This window comes from Aquiluna sp. Uisw_065, from assembly GCF_047731275.1.
GTDB lineage: Bacteria > Actinomycetota > Actinomycetes > Actinomycetales > Microbacteriaceae > Aquiluna.
In genome coordinates, this window is sequence record NZ_CP159836.1 from 287,869 (window position 1) to 307,061 (window position 19,193).

At 51.2% G+C, this 19,193-nt stretch carries 19 protein-coding genes and 1 tRNA gene; 15 read left to right on the plus strand and 5 right to left on the minus strand.

Annotated elements, in window-relative coordinates; translation table 11 throughout:
* Positions 1-96: 96 nt before the first annotated feature.
* The 6 genes from mtrA (at position 97) to secA (ending at position 8,079) form a co-directional block, all read left to right on the plus strand.
* Positions 97-777, plus strand: a complete 681-nt coding sequence (gene mtrA / locus ABXT50_RS01440) for an MtrAB system response regulator MtrA (RefSeq protein WP_415274406.1) — start codon at positions 97-99, stop codon at positions 775-777.
* Positions 774-2,315 (plus strand): MtrAB system histidine kinase MtrB, encoded by a 1,542-nt coding sequence (gene mtrB / locus ABXT50_RS01445; RefSeq protein WP_415274407.1) that lies wholly within the window; start codon positions 774-776, stop codon positions 2,313-2,315. Before mtrA ends, mtrB begins: the two co-directional genes overlap by 4 nt.
* A complete protein-coding gene (locus ABXT50_RS01450) occupies positions 2,312-3,973 on the plus strand; it encodes a GerMN domain-containing protein (RefSeq protein ID WP_415274408.1) in 1,662 nt (553 codons plus the stop codon). Before mtrB ends, ABXT50_RS01450 begins: the two co-directional genes overlap by 4 nt.
* Before the next feature lie 193 nt (positions 3,974-4,166).
* A complete protein-coding gene (locus ABXT50_RS01455; protein ID WP_415274409.1) occupies positions 4,167-4,664 on the plus strand; it encodes a ComF family protein in 498 nt (165 codons plus the stop codon).
* A 69-nt stretch (positions 4,665-4,733) separates the two neighbouring features.
* Positions 4,734-5,342 (plus strand): ribosome hibernation-promoting factor, HPF/YfiA family, encoded by a 609-nt coding sequence (gene hpf / locus ABXT50_RS01460; protein ID WP_415274410.1) that lies wholly within the window; start codon positions 4,734-4,736, stop codon positions 5,340-5,342.
* A gap of 49 nt (positions 5,343-5,391) precedes the next feature.
* On the plus strand, positions 5,392-8,079 hold the full coding sequence (gene secA, locus ABXT50_RS01465; RefSeq protein ID WP_415274411.1) for a preprotein translocase subunit SecA: 2,688 nt from the start codon (positions 5,392-5,394) through the stop codon (positions 8,077-8,079).
* Here secA and ABXT50_RS01470 read toward each other — a convergent pair.
* Positions 8,069-8,443: an Rv3235 family protein gene (locus tag ABXT50_RS01470; RefSeq protein ID WP_415274412.1), complete on the minus strand. Its 375-nt coding sequence runs from the start codon at positions 8,441-8,443 to the stop codon at positions 8,069-8,071. The two genes, secA and ABXT50_RS01470, sit on opposite strands and share 11 nt — an antisense overlap.
* 117 nt (positions 8,444-8,560) lie before the next feature.
* Here ABXT50_RS01470 and ABXT50_RS01475 point away from each other — a divergent pair, with 117 nt between their 5' ends.
* The 4 genes from ABXT50_RS01475 to ABXT50_RS01490 all read left to right on the plus strand — a co-directional run bounded on the left by ABXT50_RS01475 (position 8,561) and on the right by ABXT50_RS01490 (position 11,936).
* Positions 8,561-8,986 (plus strand): hypothetical protein, encoded by a 426-nt coding sequence (locus ABXT50_RS01475; RefSeq protein ID WP_415274413.1) that lies wholly within the window; start codon positions 8,561-8,563, stop codon positions 8,984-8,986.
* Positions 8,987-9,067: 81 nt separating this feature from the next.
* Positions 9,068-9,616: a hypothetical protein gene (locus tag ABXT50_RS01480; RefSeq protein ID WP_415274414.1), complete on the plus strand. Its 549-nt coding sequence runs from the start codon at positions 9,068-9,070 to the stop codon at positions 9,614-9,616.
* Positions 9,613-10,485 carry an AAA family ATPase gene (locus tag ABXT50_RS01485; RefSeq protein WP_415274415.1) on the plus strand — a complete coding sequence of 291 codons (873 nt, stop codon included), beginning with the start codon at positions 9,613-9,615 and terminating at the stop codon, positions 10,483-10,485. Before ABXT50_RS01480 ends, ABXT50_RS01485 begins: the two co-directional genes overlap by 4 nt.
* 20 nt (positions 10,486-10,505) lie before the next feature.
* Positions 10,506-11,936 carry a histidine kinase N-terminal domain-containing protein gene (locus ABXT50_RS01490; RefSeq protein WP_415274416.1) on the plus strand — a complete coding sequence of 477 codons (1,431 nt, stop codon included), beginning with the start codon at positions 10,506-10,508 and terminating at the stop codon, positions 11,934-11,936.
* On the opposite strand, the gene ABXT50_RS01495 is transcribed toward ABXT50_RS01490, so the two are convergent.
* Positions 11,933-12,181, minus strand: a complete 249-nt coding sequence (locus tag ABXT50_RS01495) for a WhiB family transcriptional regulator (RefSeq protein ID WP_040325051.1) — start codon at positions 12,179-12,181, stop codon at positions 11,933-11,935. The two genes, ABXT50_RS01490 and ABXT50_RS01495, sit on opposite strands and share 4 nt — an antisense overlap.
* Positions 12,182-12,293: 112 nt before the next feature.
* Between ABXT50_RS01495 and ABXT50_RS01500 the strand changes: the two genes are divergently transcribed.
* Positions 12,294-12,677, plus strand: a complete 384-nt coding sequence (locus ABXT50_RS01500; protein WP_415274417.1) for a hypothetical protein — start codon at positions 12,294-12,296, stop codon at positions 12,675-12,677.
* On the opposite strand, the gene ABXT50_RS01505 is transcribed toward ABXT50_RS01500, so the two are convergent.
* A complete protein-coding gene (locus ABXT50_RS01505) occupies positions 12,674-13,150 on the minus strand; it encodes a peroxiredoxin (protein WP_415274418.1) in 477 nt (158 codons plus the stop codon). The genes ABXT50_RS01500 and ABXT50_RS01505 overlap by 4 nt on opposite strands.
* 87 nt (positions 13,151-13,237) lie before the next feature.
* Entirely contained in the window at positions 13,238-13,834 is a 597-nt protein-coding gene (locus ABXT50_RS01510; protein ID WP_415274419.1) for a LysE family translocator, read from the minus strand.
* 91 nt (positions 13,835-13,925) lie between these two features.
* Between ABXT50_RS01510 and ABXT50_RS01515 the strand changes: the two genes are divergently transcribed.
* Positions 13,926-14,001: transfer RNA gene (locus tag ABXT50_RS01515), tRNA-Lys, on the plus strand.
* A gap of 156 nt (positions 14,002-14,157) precedes the next feature.
* Positions 14,158-14,958 carry a hypothetical protein gene (locus ABXT50_RS01520; protein ID WP_415274420.1) on the plus strand — a complete coding sequence of 267 codons (801 nt, stop codon included), beginning with the start codon at positions 14,158-14,160 and terminating at the stop codon, positions 14,956-14,958.
* A 57-nt stretch (positions 14,959-15,015) separates the two neighbouring features.
* Here the strand turns inward: ABXT50_RS01520 and heR are convergent, their stop codons facing one another.
* Positions 15,016-15,786, minus strand: a complete 771-nt coding sequence (gene heR, locus ABXT50_RS01525) for a heliorhodopsin HeR (RefSeq protein ID WP_415274421.1) — start codon at positions 15,784-15,786, stop codon at positions 15,016-15,018.
* Positions 15,787-16,065: 279 nt separating this feature from the next.
* On the opposite strand from heR, the gene katG reads away from it, so the two are divergent.
* Both katG and ABXT50_RS01535 read left to right on the plus strand, forming a co-directional pair.
* A complete protein-coding gene (katG, locus tag ABXT50_RS01530; RefSeq protein ID WP_415274422.1) occupies positions 16,066-18,225 on the plus strand; it encodes a catalase/peroxidase HPI in 2,160 nt (719 codons plus the stop codon).
* An 80-nt stretch (positions 18,226-18,305) separates the two neighbouring features.
* The gene (locus ABXT50_RS01535) at positions 18,306-19,073 is read left to right on the plus strand and encodes a GNAT family N-acetyltransferase (protein ID WP_415274423.1); all 768 of its coding nucleotides are present in this window, start codon (positions 18,306-18,308) and stop codon (positions 19,071-19,073) included.
* Positions 19,074-19,193: the final 120 nt, after the last annotated feature.

Below are 19,193 nucleotides of genomic sequence, written 5' to 3' on the forward strand. Positions count from 1 at the left end.
AATTCTTAGGTTTCCCGCTCCGCTTCAAGCTACATTTAAGGAGCGGTTTCTCGGGCCATTATTGTTAGAGGTAATCGCAGTCGATTGGAGGGTGATTTGATTCACAAAGTACTGGTTGTTGACGATGATGATGCCCTTCGCGAAATGGTCGGCCTTGTCCTGGCTGGAGCGGGATACGAGCCGGTCTTTGCCGCAGACGGTATCTCGGCTGTCCAGATTTTTAAAGACAGAAATCCAGATTTAGTTCTTTTGGACATAATGCTCCCCGGTCAATCGGGGATTGAGGTTTGCAAGCAGATCCGGGCCGTGTCCGGTGTGCCGATTGTCATGTTGACAGCTCGAGGAGACACCAACGACGTTGTCCTAGGCCTTGAAGCTGGAGCCGATGATTACGTTGTCAAGCCTCACAAGGGTGAAGAGTTGATAGCAAGAGTGAAGGCGAGGCTTCGCCCGCTGCCAGATGACTCTTTGGTTCTCCAAGTAGGCGGTCTAACACTGGACCCGAAAACTTTCGAGGTTCAGCGAGAGGGCGCGAATCTTTCGCTAACTCCGCTTGAATTCAAGTTGCTTCACACTTTGGCCTCAAAGCCTCAACAGGTTTTTAGCAGGGAGATGCTCCTCGAGCAGGTTTGGGGTTACCAGTACAAGGCTGACACTCGACTGGTGAATGTTCACGTTCAGCGATTGAGGTCCAAGGTTGAAAAGGATCCAGAAAACCCGAAGATTGTCATGACAGTCCGTGGTCACGGATATCGGGCGGGCTCAGAGACACAGTGATTTCGCTGTTTAGGCGCTCGCTAACAGCCAGAACAGTGGTCGCAACCGTTTTACTAAGTGCTCTGGCACTGGTTACTCTTGGCGGATTCTTGTCCTACTCGTTGGCAAATGGCTTTTATCAAAATCGACTTGATCAAGTGCTGAGTGAAACAGAGCGCGCGGTGAGTAGTGTCCAGGGAACGGTTTCTGCTGCGTCGGTAAACGACGAAACTGCCTTGCAAACTCTAATTAATGCCGTTGTTCCATCCCTTGAAATAGTCGGTGGCTCAGGATCTAGGCAAGTTGCTCTTCTTAGGAGTCCAGGGCAGGCGCAACTTCAGCTGTTTCAGTCCCCGATCTCTCAAGATCTTGACCTCAAGACCATTCCCGAACAGCTTCGGGTGCAAGTGCGAGAATCCGCCGGAATCCTTACCTATACCCCTGTGAGCTTTTCTAAGGAGGGCGTCTTGGTTGCCGGAATTACGGTTGGAGCTCCCGTCGTGATTCCACTTGCTGGCAACTTCGAACTTTTCCTGGTTTTTGACCTGAGTGCAGAGCAGCAATCCTTGGCCCTTGTTCAAAGTGCCATAACGATCGCCGGAATAATCCTTCTGGCTCTAATAGCCCTGGTGAGCTACTTGGTTACCCGCTCAGTGGTTCGGCCGGTCGAGCAGGCGGCGCTCGCCGCGCAGACGCTATCGGCAGGAAAACTGGATGAACGATTGGTTGAGCGTGGCGATGACGTCTTAGCTCAGCTTGCCAAATCCTTCAACAAGATGGCGGCGAGCTTGCAGCAACAGATTCAACAGCTGGACTCGCTGTCGAAGATGCAGCAACGGTTCGTTGCCGATGTTTCCCACGAGCTAAGAACCCCTTTGACAACCATCAAGCTGGCCGGCGAGGTTATTTTTGGAAACCGGGAGAAGCTAGACCCGGCTCTTTCAAGATCAGCGGAGCTGATGCAAAACCAGATAGAGCGTTTTGAAGCGCTTTTAGCTGACCTCTTAGAGATTTCACGCTATGACGCCAGAGCTGTGGTTGCGGATCTTGAAACCCAAGATCTAAACGCTGTTGTTGGGGCTTCGATTGCAAGCATTGAGCCACTTGCTCAAGCGAAAAACACTGAGATTCGCATCGAGTTACCCAAGGGACCCGTCGAGGCGGAGTTCGATGCCAAGCGCATCGAAAGATTGCTGCGCAATTTACTTTCTAACGCTGTCGAACACGGAGAGGGCCGAGCCATAGTTGTTCAAGTCGGTCAAAATGCCAACGCGGTGGCGGTCTGCGTAACTGACTCCGGTGTTGGAATGTCGAGACTGCAACTGGACCGCGTCTTTGACCGGTTCTGGCGAGCGGACCCAGCTAGGCAGCGATCGGTAGGCGGGACTGGCCTGGGGCTAGCAATTTCAAAGGAAGACGCAACCCTGCACCGGGGTTGGTTACAGGTTTGGTCTAAGCCCAATAGGGGCACCAGCTTCCGTTTGACGCTTCCTAGACACTCGGACTCCGTGATTGGAAACTCGCCAATACCGCTTCCTCCCAGATCGGTGCAGACATGATCAAAAAAGCCTTTCTTCTTATTGCTTCGCTAGTTCTGGCGGGGTGCGCCTCGATACCAACTCAGCTTGATATTCAAAGCGGCCCAGATATCGCGCCTGAGGACCAGAAAGAATTTGCTTATTACACGCCATCCGGACCTTCTTTTGATGCCACTTCGCAGGAGATAGTTTCGGGATTTTTAGCTGCGGGAACCAGCCCACTAAATGACTACGCTGTCGCCAGAGAGTTTTTGAGTGATGACTTTGCTCAGCGTTGGAACCCAGAGAACCAAACCTTAATCAGAGCTGGTGCTCCAGTTTTTCGGCAGGCAGGAGAGTCTTTGGTTGTCGTGGAGTTAAGCGCCGGAGCAAGAATTGATGATCAGGGGCGCTACGAGGACTCGGTCGAGTTATCAACGACAAACCTTAGGTTTAGGGTTGCGATGCAAGATGGACAATGGCGAATTTCAAGTGCGCCTAATCTGACCGTTGTTACACCTCCAGTGTTCAGCGTGGTGTTCAACGCTTTCCCCGTCTATTTTCTGGATTCGAGCATGGAGAGCCTAGTTCCAGACTTGCGCTGGTTCCCAACCAAAACCTCGACCCCGACTCGGCTAGTAAATGCGTTGCTAGCAGGACCAAGCGCTTGGCTTTCCTCGGGTGTCAAGTCTGCGATCCCTGAGGGCACTCAATTGACCATTAGCGCGGTACGAATCTTGAATCGCGTCGCTCAAGTTGATCTTGATGCTGATGCTCTCGCTGCCGGACAGCAGGACAGAAGAAACATGCTCGGACAATTGCGATCAACGCTGCTCCAACTACCCGGCGTCGACGATATTTCGCTATCTGTAAATGGGGCGTTTCAGGACATAGCGCCGGGAGGGGCGGAACTTACTGACGAAATGAGTCTCAGCTATGTTCTGACGCCAACCGGGGTTGAGCCGCTAACCAGCATTGGCTCGATGCCTCTTTCCGGCACTCAGGCAATGGTCGCGAATTACAACCCAGAGCTAATGGCGATTACCGACAACGGTGATCGAGTGGCCTTCACGACCGCCGAGGGCGTCTTTGAGCTCACCAACCAGTCACTGGCTGTTGAGATAATTCAGTTGAGCTCGTTGATCGATGTCATAGCACTTGACTATGACAAGTCTGGATCGCTCTGGGCTTTTCCTGCCGACGCGAGTCTGTCAGTGGAGGTTTATGACCAGACCACAGTGGTTCGAACTCTGGCTAGTCCCTTTTTGGGAGTGAGGCTGGCGGCAGCCATAGCCCCCGAGGGCACACGCATCGTCCAGTCGATTCAAACGGACGACGCAGATTCATTCCTAGATGTTGGGGTCGTGCTTCGAGATGCGAATTCAATTCCACTGTCGCTGAATGAGGGACTTAGAATTCAACCGGTTCTAGGGACTCCCATAGCAGTTTCATGGCAGGAGATGGCATCCATACGTGTCCTTGAGACGACCGCTAGTGGCCTGACCGCTTTCAGTGAGTATTCGGTATCAGGTCCGAGAACGCAGCTACCCATGCCTCCCACCATCGGTATTGAGCTGCATGCTGCCGCCTCAGCGACAAGCAGCTACATGCTTTCAGAGGTCGGAGAGGTCTGGCTCTTCTCGGCTAACAGCTGGCGTCGAATTGAAACCGGGGTAACGAGCATCAGCCCACTTCGCTAACAGGCAATTCTTTCAAGCTGTTTTCAACAACGAGTCTTAGCAGTGCGGCCAGCACTGCAGTTGAGCTAAAACTATTCGCATGCTCGAGTCTTTTCTAGATTTTGTTTTCCCCACTGCCTGCGCGGTTTGTAAAATACCGCCCAGTCCGCTCTGCGATAGTTGCCTACCCGCGTTTGGGGTCACGAAATCCTCATTGGAGGGAACTCCGGTTTGGTATGCCACCGAATATAGCGAGCCAATTTCGAGAATCCTGACCGCCTATAAAGATCAAAATAGAACAGCGCTGATCACTTACTTAGCCCCCGGCCTGGGGCATGCAGTGGCGGAAGCAGTTCTGGACCTTGGCTCATGCTCGATTTGCGTCCCACCAAGAAACCAAATCAACTTTCGAAAACGAGGTTTTGATCCGGTCCTGAGTCTCATAACTGCTGGCGACAAGTTGGCGCTTAGACGCTTGCCAATCAACACCCTTAGATTTCAACGTCAAGTTCAAGACCAACGCAGTCTGGACAAACCGGAACGCGTATCTAATATTTTGGGCTCCATGAAAGCCATTCCTGGATCCAAAAAAGTACTGCTGGTTGACGATGTGATGACAACCGGCTCAACACTCAAGGAATGCATGCGAGCCCTCGGAGCTGCCGGCTACGAAGTTGCCGGAATCTGCGTATTAGCCAAGAGAAACATCTAAAGCTGGAGCGAGAGCGAAAAAAAAGGCGTAGTTTGGTATTACGGCTAGACAGCCGACTAGGAGGTAAAAATGGAACTTCGAATTTCAGCGAAAAACCTCACAGTCTCGGATCGTTTTAGAGACTATGTAACAGAAAAGGCCGGCAAGGTTGAGCAGTTTGCTCATCGCCCGCAGGAACTAAATATTAAAATAACCCGCCACGAGCATTCAAAAGGTCCAGGTCAAGAGGATCAGGTTGAGCTAACTGTTTATGAACCAGGACACGTGGTTAGGGCCGAAGCTAGGGCTTCGGACAAATTTGTTGCTTTTGACATTGCCTTCGGCAAACTGCTTGAGCGACTCAGGCGGTACTCAGATAAGCAAAAAAAACACCAAGGTCTCGGGGCGAGCGAACTAACCGCATCTGACTTTAGAGACCTAGCGATTGTTCCTGCTGATTCGCAGCTACTAACCGGAGAAATTCCAGTTGTGGAGCAAGACGAGACCGAAGAATTACAGAGACAACTCGTGATTCGCTCTAAAGAGTTCGAAAAAAATGCGATGACCAAAGAAGAGGCGGTCAATCACATGGAACTTGTGGGACACGACTTCTACCTCTATCACGACCTTGAACATGATAAAGCTGCGGTAGTTTATAGGCGGAAGGCCTACAGCTACGGTGTTATTTCACTCAGCTAGCCTGAACCAACAGCAGCTAGTATTTTATCTGAACATCAAGGAGTAACTCTTGGCATTATTTGTAGACAAACTGCTGCGTGCCGGCGAGGGCAGGCTTGTAAGAAAACTAGAGGGCATCGCCAATGAAGTCAATGCCTTAGAGGTCAACTACAAAGAACTAAGTGACGAAGAGCTAAAGGCGGAGACCAATACTCTCCGAGAGCGCTACGCGGCTGGCGAGTCGTTGGATGAACTGTTGCCAGAAGCTTTCTCGGCCGTGCGTGAGGCTTCCGTTCGAACTCTCGGAATGCGTCACTTTGATGTGCAAATGATGGGTGGAGCAGCGCTTCATCTCGGAAACATTGCCGAGATGAAGACCGGTGAGGGCAAGACGCTTGTCGCGACTTTGGCCTCTTATCTAAACGCGATCCCGGGCCGCGGGGTCCACATCGTTACGGTGAATGATTTCTTGGCTAAGTATCAATCAGAGTTAATGGGAAGAATCTTCCGAGCGCTCGGCATGACCACTGGCTGCATTATTAGCGGGCAAGACCCTCAAGAGCGTCGGGCTCAGTACGAGTGCGACATCACCTATGGGACTAACAACGAGTTTGGTTTTGATTACCTAAGAGACAACATGGCTAACTCCAAGCAAGAGCTTGTGCAGCGAGGACACTTTTTCGCTGTCGTTGACGAGGTCGACTCAATCTTGATTGACGAGGCTCGGACACCGTTGATTATTTCTGGGCCCGCAGCAGCTGATGTGAACCGTTGGTTCGGTATTTTCGCAAAGCTCGCCAATGATTTGATTGCCGAAGAGGACTACGAAGTAGACGAGAAGAAAAGAACCATCGGTGTCCTGGAGTCCGGGATCGACAAGGTCGAAGACTACTTAGGGATTACCAACCTCTATGAAACGGCAAACACCCCACTTATTTCTTTCTTGAACAACTCAATCCGGGCTAAGGAACTTTTTAAGCTCGACAAGGACTACGTGGTTGTGAACGGGGAAGTTCAAATTGTTGATGAGCACACCGGTCGTATTTTGCCCGGGCGTCGATACAGCGAAGGCATGCACCAGGCAATTGAGGCAAGAGAAGGCGTAACAATCAAGCCGGAAAATCAAACTCTCGCGACGGTGACACTTCAGAATTACTTCCGTCTATACGGCAAGATCTCGGGCATGACCGGTACTGCCGAAACTGAAGCAGCTGAATTTATGTCCACCTACAAACTAGGTGTGGTTTCGATCCCAACCAACCGCAAGATGGTAAGAAAAGATCAATCTGACCTGATCTACAAGAACGAAGAAGTTAAATTTCGGATGGTCGTTGAAGATATCGCCGAACGCCACGAAAAAGGCCAGCCAGTGCTGGTCGGAACCACCAGCGTTGAAAAAAGCGAGTATCTCTCAAAGCTTTTGGCCAAAAGAGGTGTCAAGCACGAAGTGCTAAACGCGAAAAACAATGCGCGCGAAGCAATAATTGTTGCCCAGGCCGGTCGTTTCGCCGCTGTCACAGTTGCCACCAACATGGCTGGGCGAGGAACAGACATCATGCTCGGCGGCAACGCTGAGTTTTTGGCAGTGCAGCAAATGTCCAAAATTGGGCTGACATTAGACGAGCAGCCGGAAGAATACGAAGCTAAGTGGGACGAGGTTTTCGACGACCTCAAGAAAGAAGTTGCTACTGAAGCGGCAAAAGTTTTGGAAGTTGGTGGGCTCTATGTGCTTGGCACCGAGCGCCACGAATCGAGGAGAATCGATAATCAGCTTCGAGGTCGCTCTGGTCGCCAAGGTGACCCGGGAGAGTCGCGTTTCTATCTCTCTTTGACTGATGACTTGATGAGATTGTTCAATTCTGGTGCGGCGGCGGCTCTCATGAATCGCGCATCAGTGCCTGATGACTCGGCTATTGAATCGGGAGTGGTTTCCCGGGCAATCATGTCGGCGCAGTCTCAGGTCGAGGGGCGCAACGCCGAAATCCGCAAGAATATTTTGAAATACGATGACGTAATGAACCGCCAACGTGAGGCCATCTACACGGATCGTCGACAGATTTTGCAGGGCGAAGACATTTCTAGCACCTTTCAGGAATTCCTCGACTTGGTCATAACCCAAATCGTGCAGTCCGCCGGCTTGGAGTCCAACTCCGCTGACTGGGATCTCGAGACACTTTGGACAGAGCTTAAGGTCACTTATCCCATCGCACTAGAGGTGGACGAAGTTTTCCAAGAGGCTGGCTCTAGAAGCAAAATAACTGCCGGCTGGTTGACTGAAGAAGTCCTGAGTGATGCCCGCATTGCCTACCAAAAACGTACCGACGAGGTTGGTATCGAAATTATGCGTGAGCTTGAGCGTCGCGTAATGCTTTCTGTTGTGGATCGCAAATGGCGCGATCACCTCTATGAGATGGATTACTTGAAAGAAGGAATCGGTCTAAGGGCGATGGCTCAGCGCGATCCTTTGATCGAATACCAGCGCGAGGGTTATGCCATGTTCATGGAGATGATGGCCGGCATTCGGGAAGAAGCCGTTCAGTTCTTGTTTAACGTTGAGATAAAGCAGTCCTTGCCAGAGGTTCAGGCTCAGCAGCCAGCTCAGTTAACCTACTCAGCTCCCACTGAACAGGGCAAGGTGGATGTTCGCAAGGAAGCTAATCCCAAAGCTGTTGGAGGAGCGAAAGCGCCTCAGCGGCCTACCCAGGCTCCCCTCAAGCCTTCGCAGGGTGTTCAGGGAAGTTCATTCTTCAAGAACTAGAGCTAATAAGGACGATCTCGATAATCCGCAAGCGACCGTTAATTATTTCTGCTCTGACGGAAACGGCTCGAAGGACCGAAGAAATATCTAAGAGCACGACGCCCTGAAAAGCGTCCTTGTCGGTTGGGAAAATTTTGCTTTGCCTGAGGATAATCGTCGGTCGCGTGCCAGTTCCAGCCAGTGCTTGCTGTCGAGCTCGCCGCATTGATCGCTGTGTAACGTCGTAGAAGGCTTTATCGCTTAGCCACCTAGACAGTTGTTCTGGGCGCCTAACCCCGGCGAGAATCTCGATGTAGGCTGTCGAAATTTCGGCAAATAGCTTTGCGGGGCTTTTCTGAGTGTTGCTCAGCTGGTTCGCGATCATGTTTCCTCCAATCCATATTTTTCTTGATTCTTGCCCTCAATAAAAAAACGGAAGTCAAACCCCCTCCGTTGTGGATAACTATTTGATAACCCATTTCCTGATGCAAAATAGCGCCTCATGGACATTATTAGTGAACTGGAATCGGAATTTGAAGCTCTCAGAACTGGCCAATTGGACAACAAGCCGGCCGAGGTAGTTCGAGTAGAACACCTAGGCGGGGTTTCCTTTCTGGCCGATCTAGTGGTGGGTAGCGACTTTGTTGCAGGAACAGTTGATCAAATGCTGTTGGTTTTTCCGACTAGCTCAGTTGTCATGATCGCTGCAAATGTAATGCCGGAACTGCAGCAGAAAAGCCTGAGTGATTTGTTGGCCGCACAGCGGAATCCGGTGCGGGTGAATTTCAGTCTGCGTAACCAGCTTAGAAAAGGATGGTTGCTTAGCGAACATGGACCTTGGTTGCGAATCGCTGCAGAACGAAAAGTCGTTTGGTGCCCAATTTCGGTCGTGACGCTAATCGAAGTTTCGGCTGTGGAAAACCTTTAGCGGTTCATTGAAAACTTTGCCACTCTTCCTTGCAAAGGAGGCCACATGCCAAAGAGGCTAAGAGCAAGACCAGCAAATTGGGTGTTGTTGTTAATAGGCTCGTCATTAGTGCTTGGCGGGCTCGTGTTCGCAAGCGCCATTAAACCACTGCCGAGTTACCTGGTTGCATCATCGACGATTTCCACTGGGACCCTTATCTCCGATGCCGACACGGTTGTCGCCGAAATAGACCTAGGAACCCTGAGCGAGGCTTACGTCACCGCCGACACGGCCACCGATGGCCTCAGCGTGACGGCGGTCATTGGCAAAGGGGAGCTAATCCCATTGCGACTAATTGGCACAGGACTAAGGCCGAACCAGACTGCAATTCGATTCGTCCCAAACTTGAAGCCAGCTGATTCGATTGTTGCTGGGAGCGTGGTCCCGGTTTGGCAGGTGACCGAAACCGACGACGGGTTTGTGCCCCAAAGGATTGTCTCGGTTTCCGAGGTTCTGGCAATTGAATTTGGTGATGGCCTATTTGCAGAGGATGCACCCGATGTTGAGCTCTTGCTAAATCTGGATCAGTCGACTCTGGTGCTGGCGGCAGTCGCGGCGAGATACCCAATTTATGTTTTGCCCCTTCCATGACTCTGGCCGACATTCTTAGACCCAAAGCCGCAGCCGATCAGGAACAAGAAGCCGAAAATGTGTCTGCGGAAACCCCAGCAATGCTTAGTGCGAAGGTAATCGCGGTTTGGGGGAGTGCCGGCAGCGGCAAAACCACTATGGCAGTAAATATCGGTTTCGAAATGTCCTCTATGGACCTCAGGGTTTTGATTATTGATGCGGATAGCTATCGACCCTCAATTGCCGCATGTCTTGGGCTAACTGAACCCGGGCCCGGCATAACTGCTTTACTGAGGCTCGCTCGAACCTCAAGGCTGAGCATTGAGGAACTGTACCGACTTACCGAAGAGATTCAGTTTGGAAAAAAGAGCCTTCGAGTGCTGACGGGGCTAAACGCACCGAGTCGCTGGCCCGAGTTAGATGCTGAATCTATTTCGACACTCATCCAATTTTCAAGAGAGCATTTCGATGTCGTGGTTATTGACGTTTCCTCAGAACTTGAGCAAGGCCTAGTTAGTTCCGGAAGTGACATCTCCAGAAACTCTTCAACACGAGCAATTATTGAGCAGGCGGACTTTGCTCTTGGTCTATTCGCCGCTGATCCAGTCGGCCTAAACAGGTTTTTATGGGACTGCCGCAACACTGACTTTGAGTTTTGGCCGGTTGCTAATCGAGTTCGCGCGTCGACGATCGGCAAAAACCCAGATAGGCAACTAAAAGACACAATGCATCGCTTAGCAAGGCTCGAGATTAAGGCAGTGATAGCCGAAGATGCCAGCGCCACAGATCTATCCTTACTGAAAGCGCAACCACTATGCCTGTGTGCCAAAAACTCCAAGACCCGCGAATCCATAAGACTGCTGAGCCTCGACCTATTAGATGCGAGCTAGGGAAGGTAAACTCTGTAGTTGTGGCTGTCAAAGACTTTCAAAGCGAATCTTGGCTCAGTGCTGTGCTGGCTGATTGGCAACTTGTAGCGGATGCGGCATTCTCCGACTTGGTGCTTTGGATTCCCAGTCGAACTACCTTCGAAGCCTCCGCTCACGCCCGTCCAGCTGCGGCACCGACTTTGTTCTATAGAGACATTATTGGCAATTCACCCAGGAGTGACTGGGCGAAGCAGATAAACCAAGCTTGGACCACGAAGATGCCTGCACTAGGTTCTGAGCTCGAGCGATTTGAGGGCAATGCCAGCAGAGTCTCGGCCTACCCGGTGTTTGCCCCGGATAAATCAACGGATTCCGTCCCGATTGCGATTATTACTCGCCACACCAACCTTGGTGAATCTCGTATGCCAAATAAATTACAGCTAAATTTTGTCGCGGTTGGCGAGGAACTATTGAAGATGATTTCACAGGGCTACTACCCAACAGCAGAATCAGGCAGCGCTCCCAAGCGAGGCGCACCAAGAGCCAATGACGGGCTGATTCGCCTCGATGCTGCGGGTCGTGTTTTGTTTGCGAGCCCCAGTGCGCTATCGGTCTTTAATGCCGCGGGAGTCGATGGTGAGCTGGAAGGCAGGTTGCTTGCGGAAACCGTAAACGCCCTGCCGACTGGTTTCAACCAGGTCGATGAGGGTCTGCCTTTGATCTTGACCGGCAAGGGAGCTTGGAGAAGTGATGTTGACTTTGAGGGCCAGACGGTGTCGCTTCGCTCGGTCCCTCTAATGAGCGACGGAAAAAGAAACGGTGCCATTGTGCTTTGTCGAGACGTAACCCAGTTGCGAGTTCGAGACCGAGAACTGATAAGCAAAGATGCGACAATCAGGGAGATTCACCACCGTGTGAAAAATAACCTTCAGACAGTTGCAAGCCTTCTTAGAATCCAGTCCAGACAGACCAAGTCCGAAGAAGTCAAAGAGTCGCTAGCTCAGGCTATGCGACGAGTCACTGCTATCGCTGTGGTGCACGATGTTTTGACTGAGGGCGTAGACCAGGACGTGAGCTTCGACCAAGTCTTCAAAAGAATTTTAACGCTGGTTCCCGAAACCGCCGTGTCACACAACACTCAAGTTACAACAGAGTTTGAAGGAAGCTTCGGAGAGCTACCTGCCGAACGCAGCACATCGCTGGCTCTAGTTCTAACCGAGATAGTTTCAAACGCCGTAGAGCATGGCCTGGGGGATAAACCTGGGATTATTCAGGTCACTGCTGAGCGCGAGAAGAAAATTCTGAGAATCACAGTTGAGGACAATGGAGTCGGTCTGCTCGAGGGTAAATTGGGCTCCGGGCTTGGCACTCAAATCGTCAAGACCCTCGTGGAATCTGAGCTTCGTGGGAAAATAAACTGGACTTCGCCGATAAGAGGCGGAACCAGAGTGGTGTTAGAAATACCTGTTTAGCCGGCGCGGCGGGCTCTTGCGTAACGACGCTTCAAAGATCTGCGCTCGTCTTCTGACAGACCACCCCAAACACCTGTGTCTTGATTTTCTTTGATGGCATATTCAAGGCACTGAGCCGAAACATCGCACTGACGGCAGATGGTTTTCGCCTGCTCTATTTGCTCTAGAGCCGGTCCTGTGTTCCCAACTGGGAAGAATAGCTCTGGGTCTGCATTGAGACAACGGGCCTTATTTAACCAAACCATATCCATATTGTTCTGTTATTCCTAAGGTCGAATTTTGGGCCGATTTGAAGGTAGAGTCCTTCTTGCAACTCCCAAAATAGTTTCACAGCCGACTCGAGAAATCAAGACCCAATTGTCTAAAAAGCCTAAAATTTTGCTCTTAGCGGCATTAATAACCGCAATCCAGTCGGCCGTGCTATGGCTAATTGCCCTTTGGTCAGCGTGGTCAATTATTCAGGGAGACGTGCTGTCGCTAGTGAGTGCCCTGTTTTTAACCGGCATCGTTTTAGGTGCTGCATTGTTTCTCTCGAACGTTGCGATCGGGATGGTTAGGCTCCAGCGCTGGGCCTACACACCTTCATTCGTGATGCAGCTTTTGATTGTTTCAATTGGAGTAGCAAGCTTCGGAGGCGAGTATGGCCTTGTAATTCTCGGCTTCGGGTTGCTGTTACCAGCGGCGCTGGTTTTCTTCGCCATGTTCTCAAAGCCGGTTAGAGCGCTTTTTCGGAAAGACTAAATGCCCAGGCGCTTTTTCAGCATGTTGGTGTGTCCGGTGGCTTTGACGTTGTAAAGAGCCTGATCGATTTTGCCTTTTTCATTCGTGACGATCGTCGAACGCAGAACACCGGTGTAAACCCGTCCATAAAGAGTCTTCTGCCCAAAAGCGCCGAAAGATCGGTGCGCCTCTAAGTCTGGATCGGAAAGCAACTGGAAGCTCAAGTCGTGCGATAGCGCGAACTCTTTTAGGCGACTGGGGCTGTCCGGGGAGATGCCCACTACTTGATATCCTTGAGCGGCAAAGTCCTCTAAGTAATCCTGGAAGTCAACCGCCTCTTTCGTGCAACCAGGACTTCCCGCAGCAGGAAAAAAGAAGAAAATTGTTGGAGTGGCGAGGAGCTCTTGGGAGGTTACTGATTTGCTGTCTTGATTCAACAGCGATAATTCGGGCGCTTTATCGCCTGGCTCTAAGCGTGCAACTTCGTTAGACATAAAACTCCCTTACGTGTTGTCAGGCTAGCGGAATTTGTGATGTAGTCACCGACTAGTTCGCCGATAGCGTTTTCAAGCAAGCCGGAGCTAGCTCATGAATAAAACCGGGACCATGCTGGCCACCAGCAGAAGTCCGGCCACCCAGTTGAAAATTAGGCGTTTTTTTGCATCGGCCATGAAATTCTTCAGAAGACCCCCAAACACCGCCCACGCAAGCGCTCCTGGAAAAGTGAGTGCGAGAAAGACAGCAACCAGTCCAATCGTTTGCTCTAAAGATGAGCCAATCGGTATAAAAGAGGCCATGAAGCTAGGCATGACAACCCAAACCTTTGGATTCACAAATTGGAAAAAAGCTGCCTCAAACAGACCGAACAGCTTGGTGTCACCGTCAATGGGCTTGTAGCCAGATCGAATAATTGAATAACCCAAGAACAGAATGTATGCAAAGCCCAGATATTTTAGGATTTCATAAACACCTGGGAGAGTGACAAAAACGACCCCAAGGCCCAATCCAATTGCTGTAAGAATTACGGTCAGGCCGAGCATGATTCCGAACAAAAACGGCAAAGCCTTTTTCACGCCGTAGTTAACTCCCGTGGCAAACAAGATTGTGTTGTTAGGCCCCGGGGTTACCGAGGTTACAAAGCCAAAGGTAGCCACCGCCAAAATAAGTTCAATGGGCACTTGGTTATCTTGGCACACCAAATTTGCATTACGACTATTCATCAATCCCTTGGATAACTTCAGTCGCTTGGTGGTATGCTTTTGCGCTGATGCGCCTCTAGCTCAATTGGCAGAGCAACTGACTCTTAATCAGTGGGTTCCCGGTTCAAGTCCGGGGGGGCGCACCAAGAAACAAACAGACAAACCTCTGCATTGCAGGGGTTTTTCGCTTTCCAGCACATTCAGCCATAGAAGACCGCTCGCACCCAAAACATTTGAATCGGCCGCACAGCGGGATTTTTAGGAGATGGATAACCAAGCGCAGCTGTGGTTTACTCAAGAGCATGGCCCCGTATATGCCGCAGCGCATTCTCGCTCTTGCGAGCTTTGGGTTCGTGTTAGTCATGAATGCAGTTGCTACAGCCCTTCCGCTAGGCGGGCTGTCAGTTGGCGGGGTGTCTAGAAAATACGACACCTTGTTTGCGCCAATAGATTTCACCTTCGGAATCTGGGGTCTGATCTACCTCGGGCTAGCTGTCTATAGCTTTACTCAATTGGCAGCTAATACTTCAGTCATCAGAGGTGTCACACCCTGGTTTATTATCGGTAACTTACTAAATGGCTCTTGGATCATCGCCTGGCGCTTAGAGCTTCTCTGGCTCTCGACTCTAATTCTTGCCCTGTTGCTATTCTCGCTTTACAAAATCAACCAGATAACAACGGCGAAGCGCACTGACTTCGCCAGCAGCCTCTCAGTTAGGCTCCCGTTCGCTATCTACTTCGGTTGGGTGACTGTTGCAACCATCGCCAACATTTCTTCGCTGTTGGTCCAGTCAGGATTCGAAGAAGGCTTTGGTCTATCAGCGCAAGCTTGGACAGTCGTGATATTGATTGTTGCAGCGCTGATTGGCACCGCCACGGCACTGGTGAATTCCTCGCCAGGATACTCTCTGGTGTTGGTGTGGGCCTTCTGGGGAATTTACTCTCGCCACATGTCTGAAACGGATTGGAATCAGCAATACCCGGACATAATCTTTTCAGTTCAGATTCTTCTACCCCTGCTGGCGCTGGTCACTGTAGGAGCTTTGGTTAGGTTGCTTAGGCAGCCGGTTGGACCCGGAATGCTAACCGAACCAACCGGCTGATCAAGATTGCTCACCAAATACTGCGAAATGAAGAAGGCCTTGAATTTAGCTTGTGAGCTAAAGCCCCAGTGTTCCGAGCACGATTACCCAGCCAAGGACTGACTTTGATACAAGGCTTAGAACTATGTAGGCCTTTTCGCCATATGGGTAGTCCTTCCACTTACCGACCTTCTTGTATTGCAAGAACATGTTGATGGCGAAGGTGTTGAAGAAGATGAAGGTAAGAAGGAAACCAAACTGCGCATAGACGGGGATGGCGTCCGCAATGTTGTTGGTGGAAACCCAGAAGTAAAGCCCACCCATAATCCAAGGAACAATTCCGGCTACAACTCCGATGTTGAATGGCAACCAGCTCACCTTTTCGGTCAATTGGTTGTACTTTTCCATTACCAGACCCATCAGGTTCATGATGAAGTTCAGCGTGAAGATGAACACGATTGCTGAAATCTCTATGAGGCCGCCCAGCATCAGCAGCACAACCAGCATCAGTGAGGAGCTGATTGAATACTCCCACCAGCGCGGTGGATTGATGCCCTTGGCAATGTTTTGCTCGTAGCGCTGAATGTAGAACGGAGCAGAGATGAGCAGGTGTGCGATTGCTGAAATCAACAGGAAGATCGGAGCAATCAGGGCTATCGGAAATTCGAACAGGGTCTCGCTCATTGGCCTTATGCCATCGGGGGTATCGGTAAAGAACCTTGTGATAACTGGGATCTTGGTCTCGTCGTTCAAGATGAAGTACAGCACAATGGCTTGAATCAGGTGAAACAAGCCTGCAAACCTATTGAATGTTTGCAGCTGCTTGCCAAGTTTTGTTTCAGGCTTCATTATTTTTGCCTCTTTCGATTATTTACCCCGTACCTCCACCTTAGCCATGCAACGTTTCCAATGAGCCAACACAGAGCCGCTGAGAAGCGATGGTGAGCGGTCTAGTTACGCTCTCTAGTGCAAGATTATTACGCGAACTAAAACCCGTCCGCGTCCCTCGTATTCGTGCGGCTAGCCTGCCTGACCAATAAGCACTTAGTGTCAATCGCGCACGAGGAGTTAGGCTTATGACTCTCGATCCAGACTTACTTGACCGAGAAACTTCAGGAGACAGTCATCATGGAAACGCAAGGCACCTGCCCAATAGTGCACGGATCCCAGACCACTCAAGCAACAGGCAAGATGGACTGGTGGCCAAACGCGCTAAGCCTTGACATCCTGCGCCAGCACGACACGAAGACCAACCCACTTGGCAAAGACTTTGACTACCACGAGGAACTCAAGAAGCTAGATGTTGAGGCCCTAAAGAAAGATCTGGATGCTCTCCTGAAAGACAGCCAGTCTTGGTGGCCAGCGGACTGGGGTCACTACGGCGGGCTGATGATCCGCATGGCTTGGCACTCTGCCGGCTCGTATAGAACCGCCGATGGTCGGGGCGGCGGCGGCACCGGGAACCAGAGATTTGCGCCACTGAACTCCTGGCCAGATAACGTGAACCTAGACAAAGCTAGGAGACTACTTTGGCCAGTGAAGAAGAAATACGGCAATAAGGTCTCTTGGGCCGATCTAATGATTCTTGCCGGAAACATTGCTTACGAGTCATTTGGTCTGAAGACGTTTGGCTTTGGTTTTGGAAGAGCAGACATTTGGCACCCAGAAACTGACATCTACTGGGGAAGTGAAAAGGAGTGGCTGGAGCCCTCCGAAAGTCGCTATGAAAATGTTGATGATGCCTCAACCATGGAAAACCCTCTGGCGGCAGTTCAGATGGGTCTGATCTACGTGAACCCAGAGGGTGTCAATGGAAATCCTGACCCGTTGAAGACCGCGCAGCATGTTCGCGAAACTTTTGCCCGCATGGCCATGAATGACGAAGAAACCGTTGCGCTCACCGCAGGTGGCCACACCGTTGGCAAGATGCATGGAGCTGGCAGGGCCGAAAACTTAGAGGCAACCCCAGAGGCCGCTGGTCTCCACGAGGCCGGTCTTGGGTGGATGAACCACACCACCCGTGGTGTTGGCAACCAAACAGTTTCTTCCGGTCTTGAAGGTGCTTGGACCACAAACCCAACCAGGTGGGATAACGAGTACTTCTACCTTCTGTTCACCTACGAGTGGGAGAACGTCAAGAGCCCGGCCGGTGCTAAGCAGTGGGAACCGATCAACATCAAGGAGGAAGACAGGCCAGTTGATGTTGAAGATCCAACCATTCGCCACAACCCGGTTATGACCGATGCCGATATGGCAATGATCAAGGATCCCATTTATCGCGAAATTTCCAAGAACTTCTATGAGAACCCCGATCAACTTTCCGAGGTGTTTGCAAAGGCATGGTTCAAGCTCACTCACCGTGACATGGGACCAAAGGGTCGCTACTTCGGCCCCGATGTGCCAGCCGAAGACCTTATCTGGCAGGATCCAGTTCCCGCCGGAAGTAAGGACTATGACCTAAAGGCACTCAAAGCAAAGATTGCCGCTGCTGGCTTATCGGCAGAAGACATGGTCTCAACCGCTTGGGATTCAGCAAGAACATTCCGCGGAAGTGATCTGCGAGGAGGTGCGAACGGTGCGAGAATCCGCCTTGAGCCTCAGCGCTCATGGGAGGGCAACGAACCAGAGCGCCTAGAGCGTGTGCTTTCAGTCCTTGAGCCAATCGCGGAATCTAGCAACGCAAGCGTGGCTGACGTTATTGTTTTGGCAGGAAACTTAGGCGTTGAGATGGCAGCTAAAGCTGCCGGTCACGACATTGAAGTTCCGTTTGCCCCTGGTCGCGGAGACGCGACAGCGGAGTGGACCGATGCAGAATCTTTTGCGCCACTTGAACCAATTCATGACGCTTTTAGAAACTGGGTCAAGAAGGACTACACCGTAAGTCCTGAAGAGCTGATGCTAGATAGGGCCCAGCTGATGAGGCTGACTGCTCCGGAAATGACAGCTCTAGTTGGCGGTCTGCGAGCAATTGGTGCGAACCACGCCGGTACTAAGCAAGGTGTTCTGACCGAGCGCGAGGGGCAGCTAACTACTGACTTCTTCGTGAACCTAACCGACATGACCTATGTTTGGGAGCCAAGCGGTTATAACTCATACAACATGCGCGACCGCAACAGCGGTCAGGTGAAGTTCACTGCCAGCAGGGTCGATTTGGTATTTGGTTCAAACTCAGTGCTCCGGGCCTATGCGGAGGTTTACGCGCAAGACGATTCAACCGAGCGATTTGTTGCAGACTTTGTGGCTGCTTGGGTAAAGGTCATGAATGCAGATCGGGTTGATCTGCCGTAGGCGCAATCCGGGACTAAGAGCGCGGAAGGAAGTCGCAGCGGACCCTACCTCTGTCGAAGCGTGAGCCTTAGTCTTAGCTAGTGCTCATAAATTCAGTGCCGAATGCCAACGGGGATCCGATTGGCGCCAAGGTGAATCAAGTCGCCAAGCCTAGGCTTCCGAATGGAGGCCTGGGAATTTCTGGATCTCTTTGCAGGGTCGAACAACTTGGGGCCGAGGCTCACGCTGTCGATCTCTTCGAGGCGTTTAGCCTCGATGCATCCGGCACACTATGGACCTACTTGCCTCAGGGCCCTTTTCAGTCTGTGGATGAATTTTCGGCTTGGGTTCAGCGCGTTCAAGGCCAGGAAGACCCCGTTTTTTACGCAATCATCGATGCCCGGACCAACAAGGCAGTCGGCATTTCCTCGCACCTTCGGGTTGACCCAAAGGCCTCGTCAATCGAAATTGGCTGGCTAACATTCTCGCCATTGATGCAGCGAAAGCCCATCGCTACCGAGGCCATGTACTTGATGATGAAAAATGCATTTGATCTTGGTTATAGACGGCTTGAATGGAAGTGCAACGCTCTCAACGCACCATCCATTAGAGCGGCCGGGAGATTAGGCTTATCTTTTGAAGGAGTGTTCCGGCAAGCCACGATTGTCAAGGGTCACAGTCGTGACACAGCCTGGTTTTCAATTTTGGACTCCGAATGGCCGCAGGTTAGGTCCGCGATTGAGACTTGGTTGGCGTCGGATAATTTTAACGAGGAGGGCAACCAAAAGCTTCGCCTGAGTGATCTAACTTCCCCCTTGTTGCAAGATTCCTGGCCGCAAATAACCGTAAACTTCGGCGAGCAAAACTAACTCTGGGAACGCACCCACCTGCTGACTGTGTGCCTTTAGCACTCTATTACGGGAGCGATTGAAGCAGGGAACACTCCCGAGGGCATTTTGGTAACCATGGGAATGCGTACAGCCACATTC

Coding starts and splice junctions, on each gene's coding strand:
- heR (WP_415274421.1), bottom strand. CDS start 15,786: ATGAAGCCTGAAACAAAACTTGGCAAGCAGCTGCAAACATTCAATAGG.
- katG (WP_415274422.1), top strand. CDS start 16,066: ATGGAAACGCAAGGCACCTGCCCAATAGTGCACGGATCCCAGACCACT.
- ABXT50_RS01495 (WP_040325051.1), bottom strand. CDS start 12,181: ATGGTTTGGTTAAATAAGGCCCGTTGTCTCAATGCAGACCCAGAGCTA.
- ABXT50_RS01520 (WP_415274420.1), top strand. CDS start 14,158: ATGGCCCCGTATATGCCGCAGCGCATTCTCGCTCTTGCGAGCTTTGGG.
- ABXT50_RS01475 (WP_415274413.1), top strand. CDS start 8,561: ATGGACATTATTAGTGAACTGGAATCGGAATTTGAAGCTCTCAGAACT.
- ABXT50_RS01470 (WP_415274412.1), bottom strand. CDS start 8,443: ATGATCGCGAACCAGCTGAGCAACACTCAGAAAAGCCCCGCAAAGCTA.
- ABXT50_RS01505 (WP_415274418.1), bottom strand. CDS start 13,150: ATGTCTAACGAAGTTGCACGCTTAGAGCCAGGCGATAAAGCGCCCGAA.
- hpf (WP_415274410.1), top strand. CDS start 4,734: ATGGAACTTCGAATTTCAGCGAAAAACCTCACAGTCTCGGATCGTTTT.
- ABXT50_RS01450 (WP_415274408.1), top strand. CDS start 2,312: ATGATCAAAAAAGCCTTTCTTCTTATTGCTTCGCTAGTTCTGGCGGGG.
- ABXT50_RS01485 (WP_415274415.1), top strand. CDS start 9,613: ATGACTCTGGCCGACATTCTTAGACCCAAAGCCGCAGCCGATCAGGAA.